At 41.2% G+C, this 24,213-nt stretch carries 23 protein-coding genes and 1 pseudogene; 12 read left to right on the top strand and 12 right to left on the bottom strand.

Annotated elements, in window-relative coordinates; translation table 11 throughout:
* The 3 genes and pseudogenes from SOO65_RS20770 to SOO65_RS03855 form a co-directional block, all read left to right on the top strand.
* Positions 1–336: pseudogene (locus SOO65_RS20770) on the top strand (RNA polymerase sigma factor region1.1 domain-containing protein); the annotation flags it as partial.
* Positions 310–1,740 carry an RNA polymerase sigma factor RpoD gene (rpoD, locus tag SOO65_RS03860; RefSeq protein ID WP_407676996.1) on the top strand — a complete coding sequence of 477 codons (1,431 nt, stop codon included), beginning with the start codon at positions 310–312 and terminating at the stop codon, positions 1,738–1,740. The pseudogene SOO65_RS20770 and the gene rpoD, both read left to right, overlap by 27 nt.
* A 98-nt stretch (positions 1,741–1,838) precedes the next feature.
* A complete protein-coding gene (locus SOO65_RS03855; RefSeq protein WP_321397217.1) occupies positions 1,839–4,958 on the top strand; it encodes a DEAD/DEAH box helicase in 3,120 nt (1,039 codons plus the stop codon).
* Positions 4,959–4,979: 21 nt separating this feature from the next.
* Here SOO65_RS03855 and SOO65_RS03850 read toward each other — a convergent pair whose 3' ends face one another.
* Positions 4,980–5,234 carry a CsbD family protein gene (locus SOO65_RS03850; protein WP_321397214.1) on the bottom strand — a complete coding sequence of 85 codons (255 nt, stop codon included), beginning with the start codon at positions 5,232–5,234 and terminating at the stop codon, positions 4,980–4,982.
* Between the two features lie 133 nt (positions 5,235–5,367).
* Between SOO65_RS03850 and SOO65_RS03845 the strand changes: the two genes are divergently transcribed.
* On the top strand, positions 5,368–6,141 hold the full coding sequence (locus SOO65_RS03845) for a nitroreductase family protein (RefSeq protein ID WP_321397212.1): 774 nt from the start codon (positions 5,368–5,370) through the stop codon (positions 6,139–6,141).
* Here SOO65_RS03845 and SOO65_RS03840 read toward each other — a convergent pair.
* Positions 6,138–7,589, bottom strand: a complete 1,452-nt coding sequence (locus SOO65_RS03840) for a methyl-accepting chemotaxis protein (RefSeq protein ID WP_321397209.1) — start codon at positions 7,587–7,589, stop codon at positions 6,138–6,140. The genes SOO65_RS03845 and SOO65_RS03840 overlap by 4 nt on opposite strands.
* Positions 7,590–7,710: 121 nt before the next feature.
* Here SOO65_RS03840 and SOO65_RS03835 point away from each other — a divergent pair, with 121 nt between their 5' ends.
* Positions 7,711–8,751 (top strand): PQQ-dependent sugar dehydrogenase, encoded by a 1,041-nt coding sequence (locus SOO65_RS03835; RefSeq protein WP_321397206.1) that lies wholly within the window; start codon positions 7,711–7,713, stop codon positions 8,749–8,751.
* 40 nt (positions 8,752–8,791) lie between these two features.
* Positions 8,792–9,826 carry a PQQ-dependent sugar dehydrogenase gene (locus tag SOO65_RS03830; protein ID WP_321397202.1) on the top strand — a complete coding sequence of 345 codons (1,035 nt, stop codon included), beginning with the start codon at positions 8,792–8,794 and terminating at the stop codon, positions 9,824–9,826.
* Here SOO65_RS03830 and SOO65_RS03825 read toward each other — a convergent pair.
* Entirely contained in the window at positions 9,807–10,829 is a 1,023-nt protein-coding gene (locus SOO65_RS03825) for a glycosyltransferase family 9 protein (protein WP_321397199.1), read from the bottom strand. The genes SOO65_RS03830 and SOO65_RS03825 overlap by 20 nt on opposite strands.
* Before the next feature lie 39 nt (positions 10,830–10,868).
* Between SOO65_RS03825 and SOO65_RS03820 the strand changes: the two genes are divergently transcribed.
* Positions 10,869–11,657 (top strand): glycosyltransferase family 2 protein, encoded by a 789-nt coding sequence (locus SOO65_RS03820; protein ID WP_321397196.1) that lies wholly within the window; start codon positions 10,869–10,871, stop codon positions 11,655–11,657.
* A gap of 184 nt (positions 11,658–11,841) precedes the next feature.
* Positions 11,842–12,330 (top strand): UPF0149 family protein, encoded by a 489-nt coding sequence (locus SOO65_RS03815; protein ID WP_321397193.1) that lies wholly within the window; start codon positions 11,842–11,844, stop codon positions 12,328–12,330.
* On the opposite strand, the gene queC is transcribed toward SOO65_RS03815, so the two are convergent.
* Both queC and galE read right to left on the bottom strand, forming a co-directional pair.
* Complete coding sequence (queC, locus tag SOO65_RS03810) at positions 12,320–13,027, bottom strand: 7-cyano-7-deazaguanine synthase QueC (protein WP_321397190.1); 708 nt, start codon at positions 13,025–13,027, stop codon at positions 12,320–12,322. The genes SOO65_RS03815 and queC overlap by 11 nt on opposite strands.
* A complete protein-coding gene (gene galE, locus SOO65_RS03805; RefSeq protein ID WP_321397187.1) occupies positions 13,027–14,001 on the bottom strand; it encodes a UDP-glucose 4-epimerase GalE in 975 nt (324 codons plus the stop codon). The genes queC and galE overlap by 1 nt, the downstream gene beginning before the upstream one ends.
* 70 nt (positions 14,002–14,071) lie before the next feature.
* Between galE and SOO65_RS03800 the strand changes: the two genes are divergently transcribed.
* Positions 14,072–14,542 carry a dihydrofolate reductase gene (locus SOO65_RS03800; RefSeq protein ID WP_321397184.1) on the top strand — a complete coding sequence of 157 codons (471 nt, stop codon included), beginning with the start codon at positions 14,072–14,074 and terminating at the stop codon, positions 14,540–14,542.
* Here SOO65_RS03800 and SOO65_RS03795 read toward each other — a convergent pair.
* The gene (locus SOO65_RS03795; RefSeq protein WP_321397181.1) at positions 14,539–15,429 is read right to left on the bottom strand and encodes a toxin-antitoxin system YwqK family antitoxin; all 891 of its coding nucleotides are present in this window, start codon (positions 15,427–15,429) and stop codon (positions 14,539–14,541) included. The two genes, SOO65_RS03800 and SOO65_RS03795, sit on opposite strands and share 4 nt — an antisense overlap.
* Before the next feature lie 63 nt (positions 15,430–15,492).
* Between SOO65_RS03795 and SOO65_RS03790 the strand changes: the two genes are divergently transcribed.
* The gene (locus SOO65_RS03790) at positions 15,493–16,584 is read left to right on the top strand and encodes a glycosyltransferase (protein WP_321397178.1); all 1,092 of its coding nucleotides are present in this window, start codon (positions 15,493–15,495) and stop codon (positions 16,582–16,584) included.
* An 11-nt stretch (positions 16,585–16,595) separates the two neighbouring features.
* Here SOO65_RS03790 and SOO65_RS03785 read toward each other — a convergent pair whose 3' ends face one another.
* From SOO65_RS03785 to SOO65_RS03770, 4 genes are read right to left on the bottom strand one after another with little or no spacing between them, the layout of a single operon-like run.
* Positions 16,596–17,582 (bottom strand): YcaO-like family protein, encoded by a 987-nt coding sequence (locus tag SOO65_RS03785; RefSeq protein ID WP_321397175.1) that lies wholly within the window; start codon positions 17,580–17,582, stop codon positions 16,596–16,598.
* Entirely contained in the window at positions 17,579–18,325 is a 747-nt protein-coding gene (locus SOO65_RS03780; RefSeq protein ID WP_321397170.1) for a hypothetical protein, read from the bottom strand. Before SOO65_RS03780 ends, SOO65_RS03785 begins: the two co-directional genes overlap by 4 nt.
* 44 nt (positions 18,326–18,369) lie before the next feature.
* Complete coding sequence (locus SOO65_RS03775) at positions 18,370–18,981, bottom strand: ABC transporter substrate-binding protein (protein ID WP_321397168.1); 612 nt, start codon at positions 18,979–18,981, stop codon at positions 18,370–18,372.
* A 50-nt stretch (positions 18,982–19,031) separates the two neighbouring features.
* Positions 19,032–19,193 carry a hypothetical protein gene (locus SOO65_RS03770; protein WP_321397165.1) on the bottom strand — a complete coding sequence of 54 codons (162 nt, stop codon included), beginning with the start codon at positions 19,191–19,193 and terminating at the stop codon, positions 19,032–19,034.
* A gap of 67 nt (positions 19,194–19,260) precedes the next feature.
* On the opposite strand from SOO65_RS03770, the gene SOO65_RS03765 reads away from it, so the two are divergent.
* A complete protein-coding gene (locus SOO65_RS03765; RefSeq protein WP_321397162.1) occupies positions 19,261–20,799 on the top strand; it encodes a HAMP domain-containing sensor histidine kinase in 1,539 nt (512 codons plus the stop codon).
* Here SOO65_RS03765 and SOO65_RS03760 read toward each other — a convergent pair whose 3' ends face one another.
* Complete coding sequence (locus tag SOO65_RS03760; protein WP_321397159.1) at positions 20,800–22,113, bottom strand: UDP-glucose dehydrogenase family protein; 1,314 nt, start codon at positions 22,111–22,113, stop codon at positions 20,800–20,802.
* 107 nt (positions 22,114–22,220) lie between these two features.
* On the opposite strand from SOO65_RS03760, the gene SOO65_RS03755 reads away from it, so the two are divergent.
* Positions 22,221–23,084, top strand: coding sequence for a hypothetical protein (locus SOO65_RS03755; protein WP_321397156.1), 864 nt, complete (start codon positions 22,221–22,223; stop codon positions 23,082–23,084).
* Here the strand turns inward: SOO65_RS03755 and SOO65_RS03750 are convergent.
* Complete coding sequence (locus SOO65_RS03750) at positions 23,062–23,694, bottom strand: transposase (RefSeq protein WP_321397153.1); 633 nt, start codon at positions 23,692–23,694, stop codon at positions 23,062–23,064. The two genes, SOO65_RS03755 and SOO65_RS03750, sit on opposite strands and share 23 nt — an antisense overlap.
* Positions 23,695–24,213: the final 519 nt, after the last annotated feature.

Here is a 24,213-nt window from a genome sequence, read left to right as displayed (position 1 = left end):
ATGTCAGTAGTTGTCGCATTTTTAAACTCACGGGAATTCTCTCGTCTCGTCATGAAAGGTAAGGATCAGACGTATCTGACTCCTGAAGAGATCAATGACGCAATTCCGGCCAACATCGTTGACCCGGCATCGCTTGATCAGATCATGGACAAAATTGAAGAGGCCCGCATTCTGGTGAAAACACCGGAAGTTGATGAAGAGGAAGCTGAGAAGGCCAGCACAGAAGTTGCTGAAGATCCTCTATCGGTTGACGAAGAAGCTGAGCTTCGCGCGTCTTCGAGCGACCCGGTTAAGCTATACTTGAAAAAAATGGGTTCTGTTGCCCTTCTCACTCGTGAAGGCGAAGTAAAAATCGCAAAAGAGATCGAGGAAGGTGAAAAAGAAATCGTTCTTTCATGTCTAAAGTCTAAACACGCTCTTGAAGAGATCGTTAAACTTAAAAACAAAGTGATTCAAGCTGAAGAGCAGAACGAATTCGTAAAAGATCTCGTTCGTGGTCTTGATGATGAATCACAAGAAAAAGAAATTCACGAAACACGTGACCGTATTTTCGCAGTAGTTGAACACGTTAAAGATCTTCTAAGCCAGATCGTTAACGAAGACGGAACGCTGAAGAAAATGGAAAAAGAAGAACAGAAGATCATGGACAAGGTCGGCAACGAGCTTGTTGATCTAACGTTCAACCGTAAGATCATTAACTCGTTCACTGAGCCGGTTAAGTCTTACTACCTTCAGTTCCGTGAACTTTACGAGCAACAAGAGCGTATCTACAAGTTCCTCGAAGTTGCCAACGATGACGCCTATAAAGTTCTTTATGACCGTCTAATGGAAGATGATACGTTCAAGCGCGAGCTTGCTCGTAACCTTTTCACTACAGACGCGAAAATCGAACAAATGATCCGTACTCAGGAAGATATCCTTCGTAAGCTTCGTCGTCTTGCAATTGACGCCGGTATGGCATTCGAAGATATCCAGTCGGTGTACAACATCATCGTAACGGGAGAGGAAAAGGCCGATAAAGCGAAGTCTCAACTTGTTGAGGCCAACCTTCGTCTCGTAGTTTCAATCTCTAAGAAATACACAAACCGTGGTCTTCAGTTCTTGGATCTAATCCAGGAAGGAAACATCGGTCTTATGAAAGCGGTTGATAAATTCGAATACCGTCGTGGTTATAAGTTCTCGACTTATGCTACTTGGTGGATTCGTCAGGCGATCACTCGTGCCATCGCGGATCAGGGTCGTACGATCCGTATTCCGGTTCACATGATCGAGACAATCAACAAGCTAGCTCGTACTTCTCGTCAGCTTATCCAAGAGCTTGGTCGTGAACCAACTCCGGAAGAGATCGCTGAGAAGATGGAGCTTTCTGTAGATAAAGTTAAAAAAGTGTTCAAGATCTCGAAAGAGCCCATCTCTCTTGAAACTCCAATCGGTGAGGAAGAAGATTCATCACTTGGTGACTTCATTGAAGATAAGAAGATCATCTCTCCAGCTGACGCTGTGATGAGCGTGACTCTTTCTGAACAGACTCGTTCGGTACTTTCTACTCTTACTCCAAGAGAAGAAAAAGTTCTTCGTATGCGTTTCGGTATCGGTGAGAAGTCAGACCATACTCTTGAAGAAGTTGGTCAGGATTTCTTCGTTACACGTGAACGTATTCGTCAGATCGAGGCGAAAGCACTTAGAAAGCTTCGTCACCCGTCGAGAGCTAAGCTCCTTAAGTCTTACCTAGACAACTAAAAATCAAGGCCCTCGCGAGAGGGCCTTTTTTTTCATGAGTAAATAACCTGCCATTTAACAGAAATTGCCCTATACTAATCTTTTAGAAGCTAGGGCATATGGAATATACGAATAATAATTCTCCGGTTCAGGCACTCATTCAAAGAAGCTTTGAAGCTGCGACAGTTTTTCTCGCTCAGAAGATGGTTGAACAAGGAAGAGTTTCTCTCTCATTCATGAAGGGAAGTTTTGAAACTTACTTCATCGTTTCGGGAATCGTTGCTGAAAACAACACGAACTACGAATCCAAAATTAGTTTCAAGCGAGTTGAAGGAGTTGAGAAATTAACGACTCAATGTACTTGTAAACTTTGGAGTCCGGAAAAGGCTTGTCACCATACTGCCAGTCTTTTAATTAAGTTCTCTGATCTCCAAGATAAGCAGGAACAAACTGGTGGCCAACCTATTTCTCTGAGCCTCATGGCACAAGAAGGTGTTCACGTAGAACGTTACGGAACTCTGATGAAAGCGGCACCAAGTATTCCTGGTGCGAAGATGAACTCAACGTTTAGCTCGCTTCAATACACCCTCACTAATCGTAAAGTGGTAAACTTCCCTGCTCCATCAAAGTGGAAGGGGAAGCTTCTGGTAAATCTTATTCGCGCCTCTGAGTTTGAAGAGTATCGCGATGTTCTTTATGTAGATGAAAAGTTCACTTATCAGTTTAGCTGGGTCGATGGTGATAATACGGTTAAAGAAGTTTCTATCTTTGACGTGCTTTATCTCTTCAACTGGAAAACGGGTGAGGCCTTTGATCTTCCCAACGATTTACGTGAACTAGTTTCAAAACTAAAACTCACAGATGTGATTGGAGACGTTCAGGATCTGATTCGTCTTTTCCTTCCTCTTCGTGACAAAGGAACTGGCGACATTCTGATTGAGGGTGAAGCGTGGGAAAGCTTCCCAGTGGAAGATATGGAGTATCGTTTTTCGATTAATCCATCTCCCAGAAAGAGTTTCCTGAATCTTGAGCTGGAACTATTCACAGCTGATCAGAAATTAGTACCTATGCCTTCTCCGTTCCTTCTTTTTGTAAGTGAGCAAGGGTGGGCCGGAAGCTTCAGAACTAAAAATGATGCGATTCTTTTCTTTAAGACCTTGATTGAAGACTTTGATCGCGAGACCTTCTTCCATAAAAAGTATCTCCATACTGCTTCGAAGAAGAACCTCATGTCGGAATGGATCTCTCTTATCATGAAAGATGACGAGCTTCCGTTCTTTGATCCGGCCTTTAAAAAAATCTTCATGCTTAACACTAAGACCTTCCGTAAGGTGTTCCTGGCCTTCCTGGATAGTTTTGGTGAAATTGGATTCAAGACTTCGTTCTACTTTAAAGAAGACCGTAAGATCGTATTCCAGATTCCTAAAAATAATTTACTTGAGGGTGTTGCGAACTTTTATCAGCAGCTCACTCCGCTTAAAATTCCTATTTTCTACGATCAACAGCAGATTCGTACATGGAAGAGCAGCATTCGTTTCGAGAGAAACAAAGAAAAGCTCGATTGGTTTCAGCTGGATCTGATTGTTAATGATGATGATCTTGATGTCATTAAGAACGCTGAGATCACAGATAACTTCCTGCTTTCAAGCAAAGGTCTGGTTCTTCTTTCTGACGAACAAAAAGATCTTTTGCGCTTTATGAAGCGCTATACGAAGTTTGAAGGCGAAAAGAAAGAGTCTTCAAAAGGACTTTCGCGCTTTGGTCTTTTCCTTCAGCGTTCTCGAATCTTTGAATTATTTGAACTTAAACGTTTAGGTATTGAAGGTGCTCTGACGGAAGAAGAAGAAAAGTTCTGCGAAAAGATCATGACGATGCAGGATATGCCTCAATATGATGTGCATCCTCGCTTTGTTGATATTGCTCGACCTTACCAGTTGGGAGGCTATAACTGGCTTCGTTTCTTGTATGAGCATAAGTTTGGTGCTTGTCTTGCGGATGACATGGGTCTTGGTAAAACTCTCCAGACCATCATGCTGCTTCAAACTTTGAAAGAGAAGGCCAAGAAGATTCTTATCATTTGTCCGGTTTCCATTCTTTATAACTGGAAAAACGAGTTAGAGAAATTCTCTGACCTCACCTACTCTATCTATTATGGAGATGAGCGTGAGTTCAATACTGGTGCCCAGGTGGTGCTGACTTCTTACGGTCTCATGAAAAAAGAGTCGTTCTCGACTCTCGGCCAGGAAGAATTTGATATTCTTATTTTCGATGAGGTTCAGCACTTAAAGAACATCCGTTCACTCGGTGCCAACGCTGCTCGACAACTTAAAGCGAAGTTCCGTATTTGTCTTACGGGTACACCTGTGGAAAATGACCTTTCAGAGTTCTACAACATCATGGATCTGTGTGTTCCTGGTGTATGGGGTGACTTAGGTGTAGTGAAATCCACTTCGAAAAACAAGAACCGTCTTCTTGCTCGTAGAACGGTTAAGCCATTCATTTTAAGACGTACGAAAGATCAGGTATTAAAAGAGCTTCCAGAAAAAATTGAGAACCATGTGTTCCTTGATTTCTCTCCGGAAGAGCGTGAAGTATATCAGCAGAAACTCAATGCTGTTCGTTCAAATATGATCGCTCCAGGTGCTAAACGTTACGGTGAAGTATTGAAATCTCTTCTTGAGATGAGACAACTTTGTCTGTGGCAGAAACAAGCAAGCCTCAATTCAACTAAGATTGATTTCTTGATGGAAAACCTTGAGCAGCTTGTGACTGAAGGTCACAAGACTCTCGTTTTCTCTCAGTTCACCACATACCTCGATATGATTGAAAACAAGATCAAAGTTGCGGGCTGGAAGATGGCCCGAATCGACGGTTCTCAATCGATTAAAAAGCGTGGCGAACAAGTTGAACTTTTCCAGAATGGCGACGCTCAGATCTTCTTAATCTCCCTTAAAGCGGGGGGGTTCGGATTGAACCTAACTGCCGCTAGTTACATTTTCCTGATGGATCCATGGTGGAACCCGGCGGTTGAGCGACAAGCGATTGACCGAGCTCACCGTATCGGCCAGGAAAATAAACTCACAGTCTATCGACCGATCATTAAAGAATCAGTGGAAGAAAAAGTTCTTATTCTTCAACAGAGTAAGCGTGAACTTTTCCGTGATCTGATGGCGGAAGATGATGATGAGTATTTCAGTGGAAAACTTAATATGGAAGATTTCCAGCATCTTCTGAGCTAAAGATGCTGGAAACCTGTTTTGTTAAGGATGAGCTGAATTATCGTCTCGAAGATCGTCTTTAAAATCCTCTACACGAGAATTGAAGCGAGAAAGGATTTTATTTAATCCATCACGAGCCTCATCTTGTTTTAATCCATAGCGCTGCTGAAGTAGGCCGCCAATCGAAGTGAAATTGCCGCGCATCCCTTCTAGCTCGTCGTCATTTAACTTGCCCCAGCGTGAACGAATCTCGCCTTTAATTTCATTCCACTTACCTTTTAGAATGTCTTCATTCATATGCACTCCTTTGCAAAATTTGACGTTTCTTTAGAATGCAGGAATGAGGCCAGCATCATTGAGTGAAATGTTCGTCACTTAAAGCTTTACGTTAAAATAAACCGGGGCATATGATGAGACAAAGGTGACCAACATGAACGATCCCGCAGAAATCCTCACAAAAATTCCAGACTATGAACATCATGAAAAGATGAATCAAACTTCTCCTGAAGAGTTTGATCACATCGTGCAGAACAGACGATCAGTACGCGTCTATACAGATGAGAAAGTGCCGGAAGAAGTTGTGCAAAAAGTTTTGGAATGGGGACTACTGGCACCTAATTCATCCAATCTTCAATGCTGGGAATTTTATTGGGTGAGAAATCCTGAGAAGAAGAAATCATTGGTGGAGGCACTCTTCAATCAACCTGCGGCCAGGACGGCCCAAGAAATTATCGTAGCTGTCGCGCATCCTGAACAATGGAAGAAAACTCGTGTTCAGATGTTGAAGCACTTTGAAGATCAAGGGAACGTACCTAAGTCTGCGCGTGCTTATTATGAGAAGCTTGTCCCTATAGCCTACTCTCAAGGCTTCCTTGGAATTTGGGGCGTAATTAAAAAAATCGGCATCACGGCCATTGGTTTTTTTAAACCCATTCCTCGTGAACCTACTTCATGGTCTGATATGAAAATTTGGGCGGTAAAATCGACAGCACTGGCCTGTGAAAACATCATGCTTGGTTTCTCGGCCTATGGATACGACACTTGTCCAATGGAAGGTTACGATTCAAATCGCATTAAAAAGATCCTGGGTCTTCCGAGAAAGACCCAGGTCGTAATGGCAATTAGTGTTGGTAAGAGAGACAAGAAAGGTGTTTACGGCCCAAGAATCAGAATGCCCAAAGAGCAATTCATCAGAGTGATTTAGGCCGCTCGACCTTTTACTTCAGTGGCAATTTTATTCACCATCTCCTGCAAGTTCTTCGCTTGAGAAGACATTTCTTCTGATGTTGCTGCTGTTTCTTCGGCGGCAGAAGCGAAGTGATGAGACTGATTCTTCAATGCTTCCATCGCCTCGTGAATTGAAGCAATCCCTTGAGTTTGCTGCTCAGTGGATTCCGAAATTTCCTGGTTAAGCACACTCACTTTTTTAACAAACGAGAGAATGTTATCCAATGCCTTGTCCGAGTTACCGGCAAGCTTCAGCGAAAGATGGGATTGATCCACGCTATTTTGGACAATAGTCTGAACTTCTTTTGCGGCCTCGGCTGATTTAGAAGCAAGACCTCTAACAGCGTCCGCTACTACTGCAAAGCCCTTCCCTTGTTCACCAGCACGGGCCGCCTCAACTGCAGCGTTCAAGGCCAGAAGGTTTGTTTGGAAGGCGATATCATCGATAATTCTCATGGCCTTAGTGATCTCTTCCGAGGTCTTGGCCATCACATTAATAGCATCGATGAGCTTTTTAAGTTCAACTGTACCTTGATGTGCTCCATCTTCGGAACTCTTGGCCAGTTCGGCCGCGGCAGTAGCGCGACTCTTATTGTTTTGAACAATCGTATTAAGATCACTTACCGATTTAAGCGACTCCTCAATTCGAGAAGAAGATTCAGTGGCACCCTGAGCAACATTATTACCTGCAGTCGCGAGCATTTCAGAAGCAGTTAGAACTTGTCCACCGGCCTCGGTCGTATCAGCAACAGTCTGAGTCAGCATGTCCATCAAACGTCCTGTGAAGACGTAGAAAATGATGTAGGCAACGATGAAAGCAAAAGCAAAACCCGATAAAACTTTTATTCGGAAAGCAGAAATCGCCGTTTCAATATCATCGACATACACACCTGAACCAACTACCCATTTCCAAGGTTTAAATTGGCGAACGAAACTGATTTTTGGTTCTGGCTTTGGTGAACCTGGCTTGGGCCACATGTACTCAACGATACCTTCGTTCGCCGGTGTTTGTACAAGCTTTACCATTTCCATGAACAATGCTTTTCCATTTGGATCTTTGTTATTCGTAAGATCCGAATTGTTCAGTTCGGGCTTAAGTGGATGCATCACCATTTTTGGATGAAGATCATTGATCCAAAAATATTCTTTCTCTGAATAACGTAATTGTTTGATGAGATTAAGCGCACCTTGTTTTGCTTCTTCTTCACTCAATACATTTTGAGTATAAAGCGTGTGATAGTGCTCAAGGGCCTTTGAAACCACGTCCACGGTTTGGCGAACAGCGGTCTGTTTATCTTCATACATATTCTTCTTCATTAGAGGGAGAACATAGAAAGAAACGATCAGCCATGGCGGGATCATAGCAGCAACTAAGAGAGTGAGAGTCTTCTTACGGAAGCTAAAACTTTTCCAACTTAGGTTCATAAATTCCTCATAAACGTGATAAAGGTCAGTATTTTATCGTATGCTTTCCCCCTAAAGTTTAGACAAACTTAATATATTGCTATGCGCTTGATATTATTAATTTCTATGATGAAATGGATGCATGAAAATCATTCCAATCCTAATAATTTCAGTAATTTCTTCGTTAAGTTTCGCCAAGCAGCCCATGCCAGAAGTGTTGGTAAATCACGATGACGTGATCTGGGGTTTCGACTTTTTAAAGGATGGCCGAATCATCTTCACTGAACGCTCTGGAAAGGTTTTTGTGGTCGATCCGAAGACCAAAAAAGAGGTCCCTATTACAGGTTTTCCTAAGGTCTATGCCGTCGGACAAGGTGGTCTATTAGACGTTAGAGTTCATCCAACAAATGGATTCATTTACTTCACCTACTCTGAACCTGTCGGTGAAAAAGCGACAACTGCTTTTGCTCGCGCCAAACTTCAAGACAACAGACTGGTTGAGTTCAAGAAATTATTTTCGGCCCATGAACCTAACAAAGAAGATCTACATTTTGGTTCGCGCATTGAATTCGATGGCAAAGGTCACATTTTCGTTACTGTCGGTGATCGCGATAATAGAGAACGTGCTCAAGATCTAAAGTATCATCAAGGAAAAATCCTTCGCTTCAACGAAGACGGAACAGTTCCAAAAGATAATCCATTTGTTTCTACTAAAGATGCAAAACCAGAGATCTGGTCATTGGGTCACAGAAGTCCACAAGGACTTGTGATGAATCAAGAGACGCAGGAACTATGGGAGGCCGAGATGGGCCCGCGTGGAGGAGATGAAATCAATCTCATTAAAAAAGGTGCGAACTACGGCTGGCCAGTGGTGACTTTTGGTCGCGAATACTACGGCCCGAAAATTGGTGAAGGGAATCAGAAAGCAGGTATGGAAAATCCAGTTGAACATTGGGTTCCTTCTATCTCTCCTTCGGCCATGACCTTTTGGAATAAAAACATTTATCTCGCCACACTTTCAGGTCAACACATTCATCGCCTGGAAATGAAGGACAATAAGGTCGTTAAACAAGATGAACTTTATAAGAATCTTGATTGGCGTTTTAGAAACTTAAGACCTGGACCGGATGGGAAACTGTATTTCTCGACGGACGAAGGCAAACTCGGGCGAATCTCTCAATAATTCTGGCACTCCTCTTGCTTGAACTTAAGCAGGAGGAGTTATGCATTTTCTCATTTTCATTCTCTTTTTTGCAATCGCTTGCAGCAATAACGATTCTGGTAGTGATGCTCCTCAGTCTCAGCAGGAAAATACTCAACTAGAAGTTCTTCTCGATAGATCTGATGTGATCTGGGGATTTGATTTTCTTCCTGATAAGCGAATCATTTTTACCGAACGATCAGGCCATTTACTCGTCTGGGATCCTAATCAAAATTCAACCTCAGATATTTCAGGCTTACCTCCTATTTCTTCATCTGGTGAAAGTGGTCTACTTGATCTTGAATTACATCCAAACTTTGATTCTAATCAGCTGGTTTATTTTTGTTATTCGGAACCAGGCCGAACAATTGCGCTAGGACGTGGTGAACTCAATGAGAGCACACTCAATAATGTGCAAAAATTATTCTCTGCCAATAATGCTAATAGTTCCTCTATTCACTTTGGATGTAGGATCGAATTTGATGACGCTGGAAAAGTTTTTTTAAGTCTAGGTGATCAAAATGAACCTAGTCGCGCGCAGGACTCGAATTCTTTTCTAGGTAAGATCGTCAGAATGAATGATGATGGAAGTGGACTTGAGATCTGGAGTTCAGGTCATCGAAATGTTCAGGGACTGGCCATCAGACCAGGAACGAATGACCTCTTCGAAGTAGAACACGGGCCCACTGGTGGTGATGAACTTAATATCATCGAGCAAGGAAACAATTATGGCTGGCCATTAGTTACAAGAGGAGAACCTGCAGGAGAATTAGGACAAAGTGCGCCTGGCTTTGTGGATCCTTTAGCAAGCTGGACTCCTGCCATTGCCCCATCGGGAATTACATTTTACCAAGGGGATCTCTATATTGCGTGTCTTAGAGGTCGGCAGATTCGACGAATCTCTCTCGATGGATCGACCGTAACAAATCAAGAGATTCTATTTTCAGATGCTGGTTATAGATTTAGAAATCTCCGTCCTGGGCCGGATGGTTTTCTCTATTTCTCAACTGACAGTGGAGAACTTGGAAGAATAGTTCCTAGTGTATCGTCGCCATGACTTTCTTGATTTCGATGTCTTCAGCGCACTTAAAGTGTCCAAGAGGACAAGCTTTATAACCATGAAGACCGCAAGGTCGACAAGATAGTGAATCACCTACATCTACCACTACTGAATCATCGGCCAGGGGTGTGTAGCCAAAACCAGGAATGGTCGAACAGAACACGGCGGTCGTTTTAGCATTCACACAAGAAGCAAGATGGAGAGGAGCTGAATCGTTTACGAATACTCTTCGAGCATTTTTCATCAATGCGGCCGAATCTAAAAGATTTAAACCGCCACAAAGATTCACAGTATTTGGATTGTCCTGTCTAATGCGATCGCAGAGATCCTTATCAGAAGGCGCGCCGATAAAGTAAACCTTCCCTAGCTTCGCAAGTTCCACTGTGAGTTCACGATACTTGTGCTCACTCCATGCTTTGGTAAACCACACCGAAGCAGGTGCTACCACAAAATAGTTATCAGTGATGTACTGAGAAACCTTATCGATGTTCTTCTGCTGGATCGGAAGTTCAGGTTTGTAATTTTTTGAGTTATCCACAATCTGTAGAGTTGGGACAGCTTGTTTTAGAAGTTCAAGATTTCTCTGAACTTCATGCCAGCCTCTTGGATCAGGAATCTGGTGATTTACTTTATGAGTGAAAGCAAAGCTCATTGGATTTTGCTTAAAGCCCACTTTAATAGGAGATTTCATCATCGACGTCACCAGCCCAGAATTAAAATGGCGGTGAAGATTGAAGACCATATCAAACTTGATCTTACGAAGCTCAGAAATGAGTTTAAAAAGATTTTTCGTCTTTCCGCCCTGCTTGTCCCAGATCCAGGTTTTCTCGATGGTAGGAAGCCCTTGAATCACTGATTCATTGCCCTTACGAAGGAAAAAATGAATCTTGGAATTTGGAAACTGCTCTTTGACAGCGCGTACAAATTGGCTGGCAAGGATGGTGTCTCCAATGAAAGCGGTTTGGATAATAAGAATATTTTTAGACGAGGCGTCACTCATAAGTTACACTCATTGTAATCTGACAAGAGTGCAAAAACTATGGAAAAAATCACAGCTATCATCCCTACTTTTAATGAAGAAGTTCACATTAAGGCCGCCATTGAATCGGTTCTTTGGTGTGATGAGATCATTGTAGTTGATTCTTTTTCGACTGATAAAACGGTTGAGATCGTGAAGTCATTTCCTCAGGTTCGCCTCCTTCAGCGTGAGTATGAACATTCTGCCTCTCAAAAGAACTGGACCATTCCTCAGGCAAGTAATCCCTGGATCTTCCTGTTGGATGCGGATGAGCGCCCCACTCCGGAACTCGTGGAAGAAATCAAAGGCGTGCTTAAAACGGGTACGAAGTACTCTGGTTTCTGGATCTATCGTCGAAATAATTTCATGGATAAGAGAATCAACTACTCTGGCTGGCAATCGGATAAAGTGATTCGTTTATTTAAACGTGATGAGTGTAAATATCAAAACAAGCACGTGCATGCGGAGATTGAGTCGAAAGGTGAGATCAGCATCTTGAAGCATAAGCTTCTTCACTACACTTACAAAGACCTTGCTTCATACCTCAAGAAGGCCGATCGTTACACCACTTGGGGAGCTTTCGATCGCTATCATAAATTCCAAAAGACCGGTAAAAAGATCGGTCTGGCGTATCTCTTCTTCCGTCCGTTTGGACGTTTTGTTCGTCACTATTTCTGGCGTTTGGGGATTCTAGATGGAACTCATGGTTTCGTTGTTTCAGCACTCGCTGCCTACAACGTTTTCATCCGTGCAGTAAAAATCTGGCGTCTGCAGAACGGCGAGAAAATGGAAGATCCGTTTAAGAAATAAACGAGATAGCTTCTTTAAAGAAATAGAGCAGCAAAGTAACTTTCGTGCCCCAGTAAATTAAGTTCATGAATGATGCTACGTTTTTCATATAAACCTCGGCCCGATTATGGCCTTTTAAGGTTTATAGGTGGGAAAAAAGGCCCGTTTCTGGTAATAATTACCGAAACCTAAGAGGACTATTCCAATGCAACTTCAAGAACTTATCAATCAAACAGACCTAGATTTGACCGCTGACCAGGTGAAGGCCTTCTTTTTAGGCGTTCTCTGTGCTGAAAAACCAATGCCTTTTAACAAGGTGATGGAAGAAATTTTTGAGGAAGTTCCAGAAGCGAGAACAGCACTTGAGCCCGAGCTTCGTAAGCTTTGGGACGAGCAAAGCCGCAATTTAAAGAAAGCTCTTTCTGAAATGTTTCAACCGGAAGAAGACGTTCGTAGTTTCCTTGAACTTGCTAAAAATCAGTTAGATTATTTCCTCACGGCCATGAGTCTTTCAGGTACGAATACAGAAAACTGTGACGATGAAGACCTGGCGGAACTGATTGATGAATTAGAAGACACAGTTGCGGATATGGATGACTATCTTGCTGATGAAGAGCCAACGGATGATGAAGGCGAAGAATTTAAAGAACTTCTGCTTGATACGTGGAAAGAGTTCGTCGCTACTAAGCTATAAGATTCAGGATCTTCTCTTTGTATGAGTATTTGAAATCCGGATGCTCCAGAGAGAAGATCTTTAGCCCTTCATTACGAAGCTTGCAGGCCGGGCACTTCATACAACCTTCCTTCTCTACTCCCTCGTAACAGGTCACAGTTTTTTCCAGAAGGTATTCTAAAACACCGAGCTTATACCCAAGCTCCATTGATTCTTTTTTATTCATAAGAATCAGCGGAGTGCGAATTTCAAATGTATCGTTCGCGAAATCCATGCGAAGAGCGGTTTGCACAACATCCATATAAGCACGAGAGCAATCACGGTAACCAGAGTTCGCACTTTCCAGTTCCATTACTCCCATATAGATGCAGTTAGCACCTAGAGTGTTTGCGTGAATGGCAGCAAGTCGGGCCATAAGACCGTTTCGTCCAATGACAATCGTGTTCGGAGTTTCGCCTTTCTTGTGTTCAATGGCAGTGCCGTGACCAATTAGAGCACTCTCAGTAATCTGAGAAAGGCAGCTTAGATCAAGTTCCACATGATCCACTCCGAAATGAAGTGAGATTTCAATGGCGCGAGCAAGTTCAATTGAATGGCGTTGGTTATATGTAAATGAAAGTGAGAGCACATTTTCAGCGCCGAATTCTTTAATCGCCACTGCAAGGCAGAGGCTTGAATCCATTCCACCAGAATGTACAACAACAGCTTTCTTTTTCATTAGAAAGGTCTTTTCTTTTCCCACTCGTAAGCGGATTTGATGATGACGTTGAGATCATCGTACTTTGGTTTCCAGCCAATCACTTGCTGGATGCGATCAGCTTTGGCCGTTAGGCTTGCTGGATCTCCAGGGCGACGAGGGCCTTCAACGACAGTGAAGCTCACACCTGTAATTTCTTTCACACGAGCGATTACTTCTTTAACACTGAAGCCATGGCCATAACCACAGTTTAGAACTTCAGACTTTCCACCTTTCGCAAGATACTCAAGCGCCTTCACGTGAGCGTCGGCAAGATCAGTTACGTGAATATAATCACGCACACAAGTTCCATCTGGAGTTGCGTAGTCTGTTCCAAAGATGTCCATCTTCTCGCGTTTACCGCAGGCAGTTTCTGAAGCGACTTTAATTAAGTGAGTTGCTTTAGGGAATGATTGGCCAATTCTACCTTCCGGATCAGCACCAGATACATTGAAGTATCTTAGGGCCACATAGCGGAAGTTAGATGCAAACGATAAATCTTTCAGCATATGTTCAGTCATAAGCTTTGACTGGCCATAGGGATTGATAGGAGCAAGCGGAGAATCCTCACGACAAACACCATCACCCGGCATGCCGTATACGGCAGCAGTTGAAGAGAAAATGAATTGATTCACGCCATACTTCTGGCAAAGAGACAGAAGAAAGTGCGAGTTCACAGTATTGTTCAAGTAATAGCCAAGAGGATCAGAAACACTGTCTGGAACTACAATGCTTCCGGCGAAGTGAAGAACCGCTTCAAACTTACGAGTTTTAAAAAGCTCATCCAACTTGGCCTTATCAGAAAGATCACCCACAACTAAATCGCCGTAGGTAACTGCTTCTCTGTGACCAGTAGAAAGGTTGTCAAAAACGGTAATGTCGTAGCCCAACTGCCCAAGGGCCTTCACAACGTGAGAGCCAATGTAACCTGCGCCACCAGTAATTAGTATTTTCATGCCCCCAATATTACGAAATAGGTAGCCCTACGTCTACTAATGACACCCCGCCCGAGGTATAATCTCAAGAATGAAGGTTAAGTTTATTGCCATTGCGGCGCTCGGAAAAAAACGTGAAATTGGGCTCAACGGAAAAGTTCCCTGGAACATACCGGATGAGTATGCAAATTTTAAGGAAAGTATCCGAGATCAGGTGGTATTAGTCGGACGAAAAAACTTTGATCATCATGGCCAGAGAATTGAAGGTGCGAAAAAAGCCTTAGTTCTGAGTAAGAACAATTCGGCTTATTTTCAGACGATGAATCAGATTCTCGAGTATGCCGAACAAAATGATATCACGACCATTTATGTGATGGGTGGAGCTGAGATCTATGAGCTCACATTGCCTTATCTTTCTGAGTTTTTATGTTCGATTGTAGATTATGAGGGACCGGCCGATGCTTATTTCCCAGAGTATTTATTCTATGAATGGGAGATTCTTGATCAAGAAATCCATGATAACTGGACCTTGTACCACATGAGAAAGATTCCGAATTATTAGAAATTTTTCTCGCTGACGAGTTCGCCGTTTTTATAAACGCGTCTGATCGTCACTCGTCCGTTCTCTCCGTAGTAAATACTTTCGCCATCTAACTGACCTTCGTTGTTATGATTCTCTTCATAAGCAAGTCCAGTGATTTCGTAGTAGGTTTTACGAAGACCAATTGCCAGATCATAACTGTGCTTGGGATCGCGTTTAAATTTTCCTTCGACTTCTGGATTACCGTTCTCGAAGTATGTTTTTTTATAATAAAAAACTTCTCCGTTTTTTAGCTCGTACTTAAATTCGGCCTTGAGTTTACCATTCTCATAGTAGTCTTTTTCTGCCTGAAGTTCTTTTGATACCAAAAACTTTTCGGACTTCAATTTTCCAGAGGGATAGAAATTCTTTCGAGTTTCATTCTCACCTTGATACACATTCTCAGTTTTGAGTTTTCCCTTGGAGTGGAAATCTTGGAACTTAATGAGTTTCCCTTGTTCATAGGTATAATTTCGACCATTGACTGTAACATTTGAAATTTTGTTCCAGCCGCAGAGGTTTTTATCTTCTTCTAGATAAGCAACCGAAGCACACACAAGTTGAATGATCTTTCCATCTTCCGAGTAATCGATCCGCATGTCGGGGTGATAGATGAGAGATTCAATTTTACCGTTAGGAAAGTAGCGCTTATGAAGACCAATCTCCTTACCCTCTTCAAACTTACCTTCTGAGATGAGATACCCTCTGGGACTAAATACCTTTTTCGTACCAATAATGTTGCCCTTCTCATTTCGATTGAAGACTTCTTTGTTCCCTTGGTGATTGATCAGGGTAACTCTTTCGACCTCTTTTGCAGACGCCGAAGTGGTGAGAATGGTTAAAGTCAGAGCAAAAGTGAGGTTTTTCATACTTTATATCCTATACCGCTCGCGGTAGACTCGAACCACATTTTTTTAAGCTTTAGGACAATTATGACGACTCCGACAAAGACTGTTTGCTTCTTTAACTCTAACAAGGCCTGGGGAGGCGGAGAGAAGTGGCACTTCACGACGGCCAAGGAATTCATTCGCAGAGGTAACAAGGTTCTCCTTCTTACGAACATGCGTTCGGAACTTGGGAATAAAGGTGTGCGTGAAAGTCTGGATGTGTTTCGTTTTCATGTAGGAAATCTAAGCTTCTTAAACCCAGTTAAGGTTTTAACACTGGCTGTTTTCTTCAAAGTTAAAGGCGTGGATGCAATTGTGCTTAACTTACCGGCGGATTTAAAGCTTGCTGGCCTAGCTGCTAGAATTGCAGGTGTTAAGAAAATCATTTATCGCCGTGGGATGCCTCACCCACTTCGAAATACGTGGCTTAACCGTTTCTTGTTCACGAATGTGCTGACTCACGTTGTGGTGAATTCGAAGGAAATTGGTCGCAGTCTTAAACAAGGTAACGAGTCTTGGTTTCCTGAGAATAAAATGGTTCTGATCTATAATGGTGTGGATACCTCGAAGGAAGTTGATAAGAGTAAGAAGCTTTATGAGAAGAAAGGTAATGAAGTTGTTATTGGAAATGCTGGACGTCTGACAGAACAGAAAGGTCAGAAATATTTGATTGAGATGGCGAAACTTCTTAAAGCTGATGGCATGAACTTCAAACTTCTTATCGCTGGTGAGGGTGAACTTCATAAAGATCTTCAGAAGATGATTGATGAAGCTGGGCTCCAGGAGCAAGTGAAGCTTCTTGGTCATGTTAGTGATATGCCGGCGTTTTTTAATTCACTTGAAGTGTTTGTGTTCACGAGTCTTTATGAAGGTTCGGCGAATACACTTATTGAAACTCTCCAATATGGTCTACCGACAGTATGTTGGGACATTAGTTCAAATCCGGAGATCGTTGAAGATGGTAAGACCGGCTGGTTGGTGAAGCCTTTTGATGTTCAAGCTATGACGAAGATTGTAGCTAGTTTTAAGAATGGTAATCCGAATGCGGCGGTTGTGGAGAATGGTGTTGGGAAAGTGAAGAGAGAGTTTGATTCGAAAGTGAATTTGAATCGTCTTGAAGAAATCTTTAGTAGCTAGTATTGAAGCAGCTAGGCAATAATGTGAGGGAAAGCTGGTAAACGTCCGGGGATATAAATATCTGGGTGAATATACTTTTCATTCCAATTATCAAAAAATAACTGCTGAGCTTGTGGGGATATAACTTTAAGGCAACAAAAGGGATAGCCTATCTTTTGAAATACCTCTGAGATATTTATTTCTGAATAATAAATATCTTTGAGCACTGGAATTTGAGATGAAACTCTCTCTCTCTTGGAATTAAAAAAATCAAGGACCCGCCTATCTCCACTATATTTCCAATACAAATTAAAACTCTTTATGCTTCCTTCTCTAACAGCAAAATCCTTAACAACGACGGGATTGTCAAATTGCGATATTATATTTGGAGTTAGCTCCTCAAATGACTTCAAAACAGCAGAATCTAATTTCTTGGAACACGCATGAGAGAATTGAAGACCACCGTTATCCAATAGATGAACAGCAACTACAACATATCTATTGTTTGAGCCCCAATAGTAGAATTTAATTTTATATTTCTCCAAAACATTAAGGCAAATTACCTTACCAGTATAGGGCAAAGGCGGGATATTAAGATAAAGAGCAGACAAGATTGTATGCCTCTCAATCAGCTCGTTGAGCCCTGACTCTATTGCCTTCGACTTAGTAAGATGAACAGCTGCTCCATTCGAATTGTCAGAATTTAATAACTTAGTTCCAACAGCGAACTTTTGAGAAATTTGAGTTAAAGTGACAGTTTCTCCAAAAAAACGATTCTCTTTAAAAAAATATCCACATGTTTCAGAAATACTTATTCTTTCAATCAATTCAACCAATGCTTTAAAGAAAGCTAAATCTTTGTCTCCTTTGGAAACGCCCCAAGCTTCGTAACTTTTTCCTTTATAATCAATCTTCAAATATGCAGCGGGATACAAATCTGAAAATGCTTCCTTATTATAAAAATAATATTTAAGGCTATGCTTCTGAACTAAATCATCGACAAGATTTTTCAGTTTCATCTACCACTCTTGATCTTCCAAAAATTCAGAATGAATAGATGATTCAAATCACTTAGATCGACCTTGTCTGAATTGTAAACAAACGGGATAGCAGAATGGAACAATGGAATGACCTGATCACTTAACAAGATTGTCTTTGAAATCTCCTGAAGGCTTTTAATCTCCTCTATGCCATCTTGTGCAGCTTGGTATCTTTCAAAATTTCTACTCACGCTGCCATCTTTATCCCTAAGGACAGAATCAGCAGAGAAAAATTCAAAATTAATTGCCTCAACAGGGGTCCGAAAGTCCGTTGACATGACATTCAAGAAAATTTCGAATTCCCCAGACTTCATTTTATTAATGTAGTCTGCAGGTTTAATATCATTTTTAATTTCAACTTTGACATCAGGTATCTTCTCAAGTTGCCTAACAAGATTTTCAATCGTTACGTTATAAACAGTTGAATACGTATGGATAATAACTTTTTTTGGGAAGTCCTTTGGAGGACTAGCTGGAAGATTAGACCTTACAATCGAGTCAATCTGTGTTTCAGGTATATATGCTTTTGACTCTGGCGGAAAATACTGAACACTCCGACGAGCAAATTGATGGAGAGATTTAGGTACTGAGAAGTTTTCAAGTATTAATTTTTTAATCCATAGCCGGTGCTTATCATCTTTGAAACCTTTTGCATTCTCATTAAAATACAAATAGGTTAATGAATCCGAAGGAACCCCTATAACACGTAAGTTTTCGTTCAATGTCCGTTCCGACAAAAAGTCCTTAACACTAACCTGTCCAAGGTCTAATCCCCTGACTTTAGGAGTGAAATTGAATTTTCATTAAAAGGATTTCTTAACCTAATCTCATCAGGATAATTAACTACTCCAAGATTATAATACTTATTCTTCAAAAGACTGAAACTACTTCCATCTATTTTGTAATAAAAAGGTCCGGATGAAATGGCAGTAAAATCGGCGGCAAGAAGAGTCTTTTTTGAATATTGACTAGAATGAAGGATCCCTAAGTCTGGGAGCGAAAGATAGTAAAAAAATGATCTCGAGGCTTTTTTTAATTTTATTTTCAAGCTGTCTTCAGATAAGAGGATCTCACTTATATAATCTTTCAGATTTGTGTGCGAAGTTCCTTGCAATGATCGCTCAATAGAATGTTTCACATCTTTCAAAGTTACGAGGTCACCATTACTAAAATACGTCTTTCTTATTTTAACGTCGTATTCGTATTCGCTGATTTTATTAATACTAGAAGCCAGCTCAAGCTGATATTCACCATTTTCATCGAATGAAACTAATCGTGTAGTTAAATTCTCTAAGAGATAGAATTCATTGGTATATTGTATGGCCATAGGATCCAGGCTACTGAAGGCCTCTCGTGGATTCAAAGACACAGTAATCACATTCACTTCCTTTGAGCAGCCGATAAGAAACATAAGAAAACTTAAGATTACTAGCAGCGGCTGCATCCAGTCCCATCCGAATCAGGTTTGAACTGGGCAGGACTAACTCCATCTTTAGATTGATCAACTGACTCTATGATAATCTGAGAAACCCCAGCCTGAGCTTTCGAAAGTCCAAAAAAAATAAGCATATTAAGGATAAAAATTTTCATGTTTGTATCTCCTTCATCGAAATCTAGCCTATCATTCCATTCGATGCAATTTTTGTGAAGATTTTATATGAAACCGAAGTCTCTGTTCAGAAAAGCATATCTGCATATTTTCAAGCTAGCAGCTGTATATGCTGTTGTTCTAACTATTCTAATGGGAGGGTCATCGTACTTCTTCTTCAAAAAAAGTAAGACAGAGGACATTCATCGCCGTATTCAGGCTAGCACGAATGTACTTAACAATCACACTCTGGATAGAAATTATCCTTCTATATTAAGAGATTTACAACGTAAGACCTTGGTCCAAGAATTGATGTTGTATGATAAAAACTGTGACCTCATTTCCACAAATAGCTTATCAACTACAAGGAATCTGTGCTTACTTTCTGATAGGTCTTTTTCAAAAATTGAAATTACAATCAACGCAAGGAAACTTCTGCTATTTTATAGATTTCATTATTCATTTTATCATTTCTTAGAGGCTGAGGCAGAATACCTATTTTTTCTAGCTGCATTTTTTTATGCTTTCACATGCTTTGTACTAGTATCTTTTTTCAGGAAAAATCTTCTTGCTCCAATAGAAGAGTTAAAGAAATCAATTACCGAAAGCAGCGACACCCAATCTCCAAATGAATTCAGCTTCATCTCCCAAAAACTTTTCGAACTGAAGGAGGACATCCGTCAGTATGAAAAAAATGAAGCTTACTTCAAACTTGCTAAAAAAGTAGTACATGACATTAGAAATCCTATTCTCGCATTGAATATTATGTCAGAGGGCCAACAGCTAACGCAATCTCAGCTTAAAAAAAGTATCCGTGAGATTGATTACCATATTAATAGCCTTCTAGGGATCAAAAACCAATTAGATACATTCTCTGTTCAAAATTCTCTTGTTAATATTAAAGAGCAGTTACTCACCCTTTTTGGAATCGATTTGAAAATCCTGATAATTATTCCGAACTCAGTTCAAATTGAAATTAGTGAGTTCGATTTTAAAAATATACTAATGAATTTAGGAAGGAATTCATCTGAGGCAGGGGCCACAGAGATTAGATTAACCTCTTATTACGATGAAGATAGGTTACGCCTACATCTAATAGATGATGGTAAGGGAATCCCCGAAGCGATACGTAATAAAGTCTTTAGTCCAGGTTTTACAACAAAAAAAAATGGTAACGGGATAGGATTATCTAGTCTTAAGTCGTTTCTTCTTCAAGTTGGAGGAGATCTTTACCTTGATTCTAAACCTAATTGTACAGAATTCATTGTTGAAATTCCGGTTCGAGTATTTCACCCGGAAAGAATTGTTTTTATCGATGATGATAAATTTCTTCAACTTGCATGGAAAAATGCAGCGAGGAGAAGTCAAATAGATCTCGCAACCTTTAGTACAGTCGACGATTTTTTGAATTCCTCAGAAAAATTTGATTCTGACATCCCTATCTACGTGGACTCTGATCTATCTAATGGGATAAAAGGAGAGATCGAATCTCACAAAATTTTCCTTAGGGGTTATAAAAACATTCATATATCGACATCATATACTGATATAGATATTAAACAATACCCTTGGATTATTTCATGTAACTCGAAAACTCCACCTTTTTAATTACTTAATCGCCTTCCCAATTGCGTAGTATGTGAATCCCATCTCCAACACTTTTTTCGTATTGTACAGGTTTCTTCCGTCGAAGATGATTGGCGTCTTAAGACGTGATTTGATCTCTTCGAAATCCGGAGCACGATACTGCTTCCACTCAGTAATGATAAGAAGGCCATCAGCTCCGTTTAGAGCGTCGTATTTGTTTTCAAATTGATCTACAGGAATATTCATCTGGCCCATAAGCTTCTCGAAGTTATCGGCAGCTTCTGGATCATGGAAACGAACTTTAGCACCAGCTTGGTGAAGAGCAATCGCTGTATCAATCGCTGGAGTTTCACGGATATCATCTGTGTTAGCTTTGAAAGCCGTTCCCCAAAGAACGAAAGTCTTGCCTTTAAGATCGTCTTTGAAATGCTTCTTAACTTTAGATACAAGATACTTCTTCTGCTCTTTGTTCACTTCTTCAACAGCTTCAACGATCTTGAAACGAGCGCCATGTTCTTTAGCTGTGAAAACCAAAGCTTTCACATCTTTCGGAAAACAAGAACCGCCGTAACCAGGACCTGGGTACAAGAACTGAGAACCGATACGTGAGTCAGTTGAGATCCCGTGACGAACTTCTTCAACATCCGCACCAACAATGTCACAAAGACGAGCAACTTCGTTCATGAACGAGATCTTAGTCGCAAGGAAACAGTTAGCTGCATATTTTGTCATCTCTGCAGAAATGTTACTCATGTGAATTGTACGCTTCACCTGACGATTGAATGGCTCATAAAGATCATCGATTCTTTGAGCTGCTTCAATTTCTTGAGCACCGATGATGATACGCTCTGGCTTCATGAAATCATCAACCGCAGAACCTTCTTTAAGGAACTCAGGGTTGTTCACAACGTAGAATTTCTTATTAGTCTTACCTTTGATGTACTCGCGAACTTTATTTCCTGTTCCAACTGGTACAGTTGATTTCACAACAACGATTGAACCATCTTGAAGATAAGGAATGATTGAATCACAAGCACCAAAAACATATTTAAGATCAGCTTGGCCATCATCAGATGATGGAGTACCTACTGCTAGAAAAATTGCTTCAGCTTTAGTTACTGAATCATAGTTATTGGCAAAGTGAAGGCGGCCCTCTTTGTAGTTTGACTGCATTAGAGGTTCTAGACCCGGCTCATAAATTGGACACTCGCCTTTTTTCATGCGCTCAACTTTCGCAGCGTCGATATCGATACAAGTCACATCGTGACCCATCTCTGCAAAACAAGTTCCTGTTACAAGACCGACATATCCAGTGCCAATGATGCTTAGCTTCATTCTAGAGCTCCAATAAGAGTGAAAAGTGGGGACATTTTCGTTAATTTTGGTGCTTTTGTCTATTGAGAGGAAGAGAATCTAAGGAGATTAGAAACAAGGAGGGTTACATGAGTCCTCTAGTAAAGTTTTTCGTCGTATTTCTCCTGTCCTTCCCAGTACTTGCTCAAAGCTACCAGTTCAAATTAGAGGGTTCTTTTTCCGCTCAAAGAGACACTGATCTCCCAGTGACCGTTAATTATACCATCGATTGGAATGAAACCTCCTCCACCATTCAAGGTGTATACAGGGATAATTTTTACGCTCAAAAGGGTCCGCAGGTTGTCTCGGGAACAGTTACCACTAACGGTCGAAGTTTCAACACTATCCTGACCGAGGAAATGGAAGGGGTAAAATCTATTGTTATCAACATGCAAGGTGCAGGAATAATCAGCGGGACTGTTCCGCTCACACTAAAAGCACAAGACAATCTTGGAACTGTAATCGAACTTGCAAACAACCCTGGAATTATGACAGCGACTGATCGGGGGAGTCCTCAGACCGGAAACTGTGTGATTGGTTTCGGTGCACTCACTGGTTATTGTGGTCTTTATTCCGGAAACTTTAATGAGGTTTCAGATAATGCTAATCGATGCGATATTAGTTCGTCTGGGCAAGCGCGAATTGAGCTAGCAACAAATACAGAGTTTAATTTGTATTCAAATTACATCAATTCAATCAATAACGATTACACAACGATTGGAATATTTCTTCCCTCTCCTCAATCAAATAATGTGAGTATTACTGGAAGAGAATGTGGATCCATTCCAGGTACAACATTCATTACAGGGAATTGTAAAACGTTAAATCTTTCTGGAGTTTTCTACGATCAAGCATCAAACATTACTTTCACCGGAACACTCAACATGAACGACGAAGTTACTGGTGAAACCTGCACTTACAGTTTGGCGCTTACTCGTGAGGTGGTATATTAGGGACCGTTAGTCGGTTGAAGATTTTTAATTTCCGTTTATTAACATCAAAGTACTGCTTCTTAAGGCCGAGCTTTATGAGGCCCTCGGCTTCTTTATCAAAAGGCTCATTCAACCACAAACGTTCTCCTTCTTCTCCTGCGAATGACATTGCAATGTAGGAATGAATCGGAAATGAAGAGACTTTCAAAGTGGAAAATGGATAGTGCTCAACCTTTGAAACCATTTTGGCCCGGATAGGATTACGATAAATATATTTATACACTTGGTAGTAATGATTTTGAGACTCAATCAAGCTCCATCGGTATCGTCCTGCCCACAATGGGAAAGAGGACTTTGATTGACGACGGATTCTTAAAGAAGTGTTTCGCATAAACTGATGCATAATTTGATCTAAGTTTTCGTTGGGCGTATGACAGAGAAGATGAAAGTGATTACCCATCAATACGAATGCATGAATGCAAAGATTGTGGATTTTGCGAGCGCATTGTAATTCATCCAGCATGATCGCCCAAACCTCATCTAAAGATATAGGGAAAAAGTCCCCGCTCTGTGTACGAGCAGAGACGTGATAGGGATGGACTGCCGACTTTAAAATCAATGGTCTAGTCATAATCAACCTGGCACCTTTTGGACGTAGGCTTCATTCAGAGAATGAGTTAAAATACAAATTAGGAAGGGCAAGATTCTGAAGTTTTTCAGAACCAAGGGTGCTGTAACACCAAGGGGTCCACGTTAACGATGAGCTGGATAAACAAGTAACATGAGCTTTCCCTTCCCTCCTTCTGACTTGAATGAAAAATTCAGTCCAAATTTCAAATTCACAAGTTTTGGTTTTTGTTGGAGACACAACTACTGTCTAAAAATAAGAACTGCCTCTGAGAGAACTTTTTACTTCCTCCAGAGAAAGCAACCTGGCACCTTTTGGACATAGGCTCCATTCAGAGAATAAGTTAAAATGTAAAAAGGAAGGGTAAGACCCGTGGCGTTTGTCAGGGGCCCTAGGTGCTGGAACACCAAGGGGAACGTGTAGCATTGAACTGAATCAGCGGGGTACATGAGCTTTCCCTTCCCTCCTTCTGCCTTTAATGAAAAATTCAGGCCAAGTTTCAAAGTCACAAGTTTTTGTTTT

This window comes from Peredibacter starrii, from assembly GCF_034259205.1.
GTDB lineage: Bacteria > Bdellovibrionota > Bacteriovoracia > Bacteriovoracales > Bacteriovoracaceae > Peredibacter > Peredibacter starrii.
Note: the sequence above shows the minus strand (reverse complement) of the source record. Positions and strands in the feature narration are given on the sequence as shown.

What these genes read in the sequence shown, in the direction of transcription:
- rpoD (WP_407676996.1), top strand. Translation starts at nt 310, where the DNA reads ATGGGTTCTGTTGCCCTTCTCACTCGTGAAGGCGAAGTAAAAATCGCA.
- SOO65_RS03855 (WP_321397217.1), top strand. Translation starts at nt 1,839, where the DNA reads ATGGAATATACGAATAATAATTCTCCGGTTCAGGCACTCATTCAAAGA.
- SOO65_RS03850 (WP_321397214.1), bottom strand. Translation starts at nt 5,234, where the DNA reads ATGAATGAAGACATTCTAAAAGGTAAGTGGAATGAAATTAAAGGCGAG.
- SOO65_RS03845 (WP_321397212.1), top strand. Translation starts at nt 5,368, where the DNA reads ATGAACGATCCCGCAGAAATCCTCACAAAAATTCCAGACTATGAACAT.
- SOO65_RS03840 (WP_321397209.1), bottom strand. Translation starts at nt 7,589, where the DNA reads ATGAACCTAAGTTGGAAAAGTTTTAGCTTCCGTAAGAAGACTCTCACT.
- SOO65_RS03835 (WP_321397206.1), top strand. Translation starts at nt 7,711, where the DNA reads ATGAAAATCATTCCAATCCTAATAATTTCAGTAATTTCTTCGTTAAGT.
- SOO65_RS03830 (WP_321397202.1), top strand. Translation starts at nt 8,792, where the DNA reads ATGCATTTTCTCATTTTCATTCTCTTTTTTGCAATCGCTTGCAGCAAT.
- SOO65_RS03825 (WP_321397199.1), bottom strand. Translation starts at nt 10,829, where the DNA reads ATGAGTGACGCCTCGTCTAAAAATATTCTTATTATCCAAACCGCTTTC.
- SOO65_RS03820 (WP_321397196.1), top strand. Translation starts at nt 10,869, where the DNA reads ATGGAAAAAATCACAGCTATCATCCCTACTTTTAATGAAGAAGTTCAC.
- SOO65_RS03815 (WP_321397193.1), top strand. Translation starts at nt 11,842, where the DNA reads ATGCAACTTCAAGAACTTATCAATCAAACAGACCTAGATTTGACCGCT.
- queC (WP_321397190.1), bottom strand. Translation starts at nt 13,027, where the DNA reads ATGAAAAAGAAAGCTGTTGTTGTACATTCTGGTGGAATGGATTCAAGC.
- galE (WP_321397187.1), bottom strand. Translation starts at nt 14,001, where the DNA reads ATGAAAATACTAATTACTGGTGGCGCAGGTTACATTGGCTCTCACGTT.
- SOO65_RS03800 (WP_321397184.1), top strand. Translation starts at nt 14,072, where the DNA reads ATGAAGGTTAAGTTTATTGCCATTGCGGCGCTCGGAAAAAAACGTGAA.
- SOO65_RS03795 (WP_321397181.1), bottom strand. Translation starts at nt 15,429, where the DNA reads ATGAAAAACCTCACTTTTGCTCTGACTTTAACCATTCTCACCACTTCG.
- SOO65_RS03790 (WP_321397178.1), top strand. Translation starts at nt 15,493, where the DNA reads ATGACGACTCCGACAAAGACTGTTTGCTTCTTTAACTCTAACAAGGCC.
- SOO65_RS03785 (WP_321397175.1), bottom strand. Translation starts at nt 17,582, where the DNA reads ATGAAACTGAAAAATCTTGTCGATGATTTAGTTCAGAAGCATAGCCTT.
- SOO65_RS03770 (WP_321397165.1), bottom strand. Translation starts at nt 19,193, where the DNA reads ATGAAAATTTTTATCCTTAATATGCTTATTTTTTTTGGACTTTCGAAA.
- SOO65_RS03765 (WP_321397162.1), top strand. Translation starts at nt 19,261, where the DNA reads ATGAAACCGAAGTCTCTGTTCAGAAAAGCATATCTGCATATTTTCAAG.
- SOO65_RS03760 (WP_321397159.1), bottom strand. Translation starts at nt 22,113, where the DNA reads ATGAAGCTAAGCATCATTGGCACTGGATATGTCGGTCTTGTAACAGGA.
- SOO65_RS03755 (WP_321397156.1), top strand. Translation starts at nt 22,221, where the DNA reads ATGAGTCCTCTAGTAAAGTTTTTCGTCGTATTTCTCCTGTCCTTCCCA.
- SOO65_RS03750 (WP_321397153.1), bottom strand. Translation starts at nt 23,694, where the DNA reads ATGACTAGACCATTGATTTTAAAGTCGGCAGTCCATCCCTATCACGTC.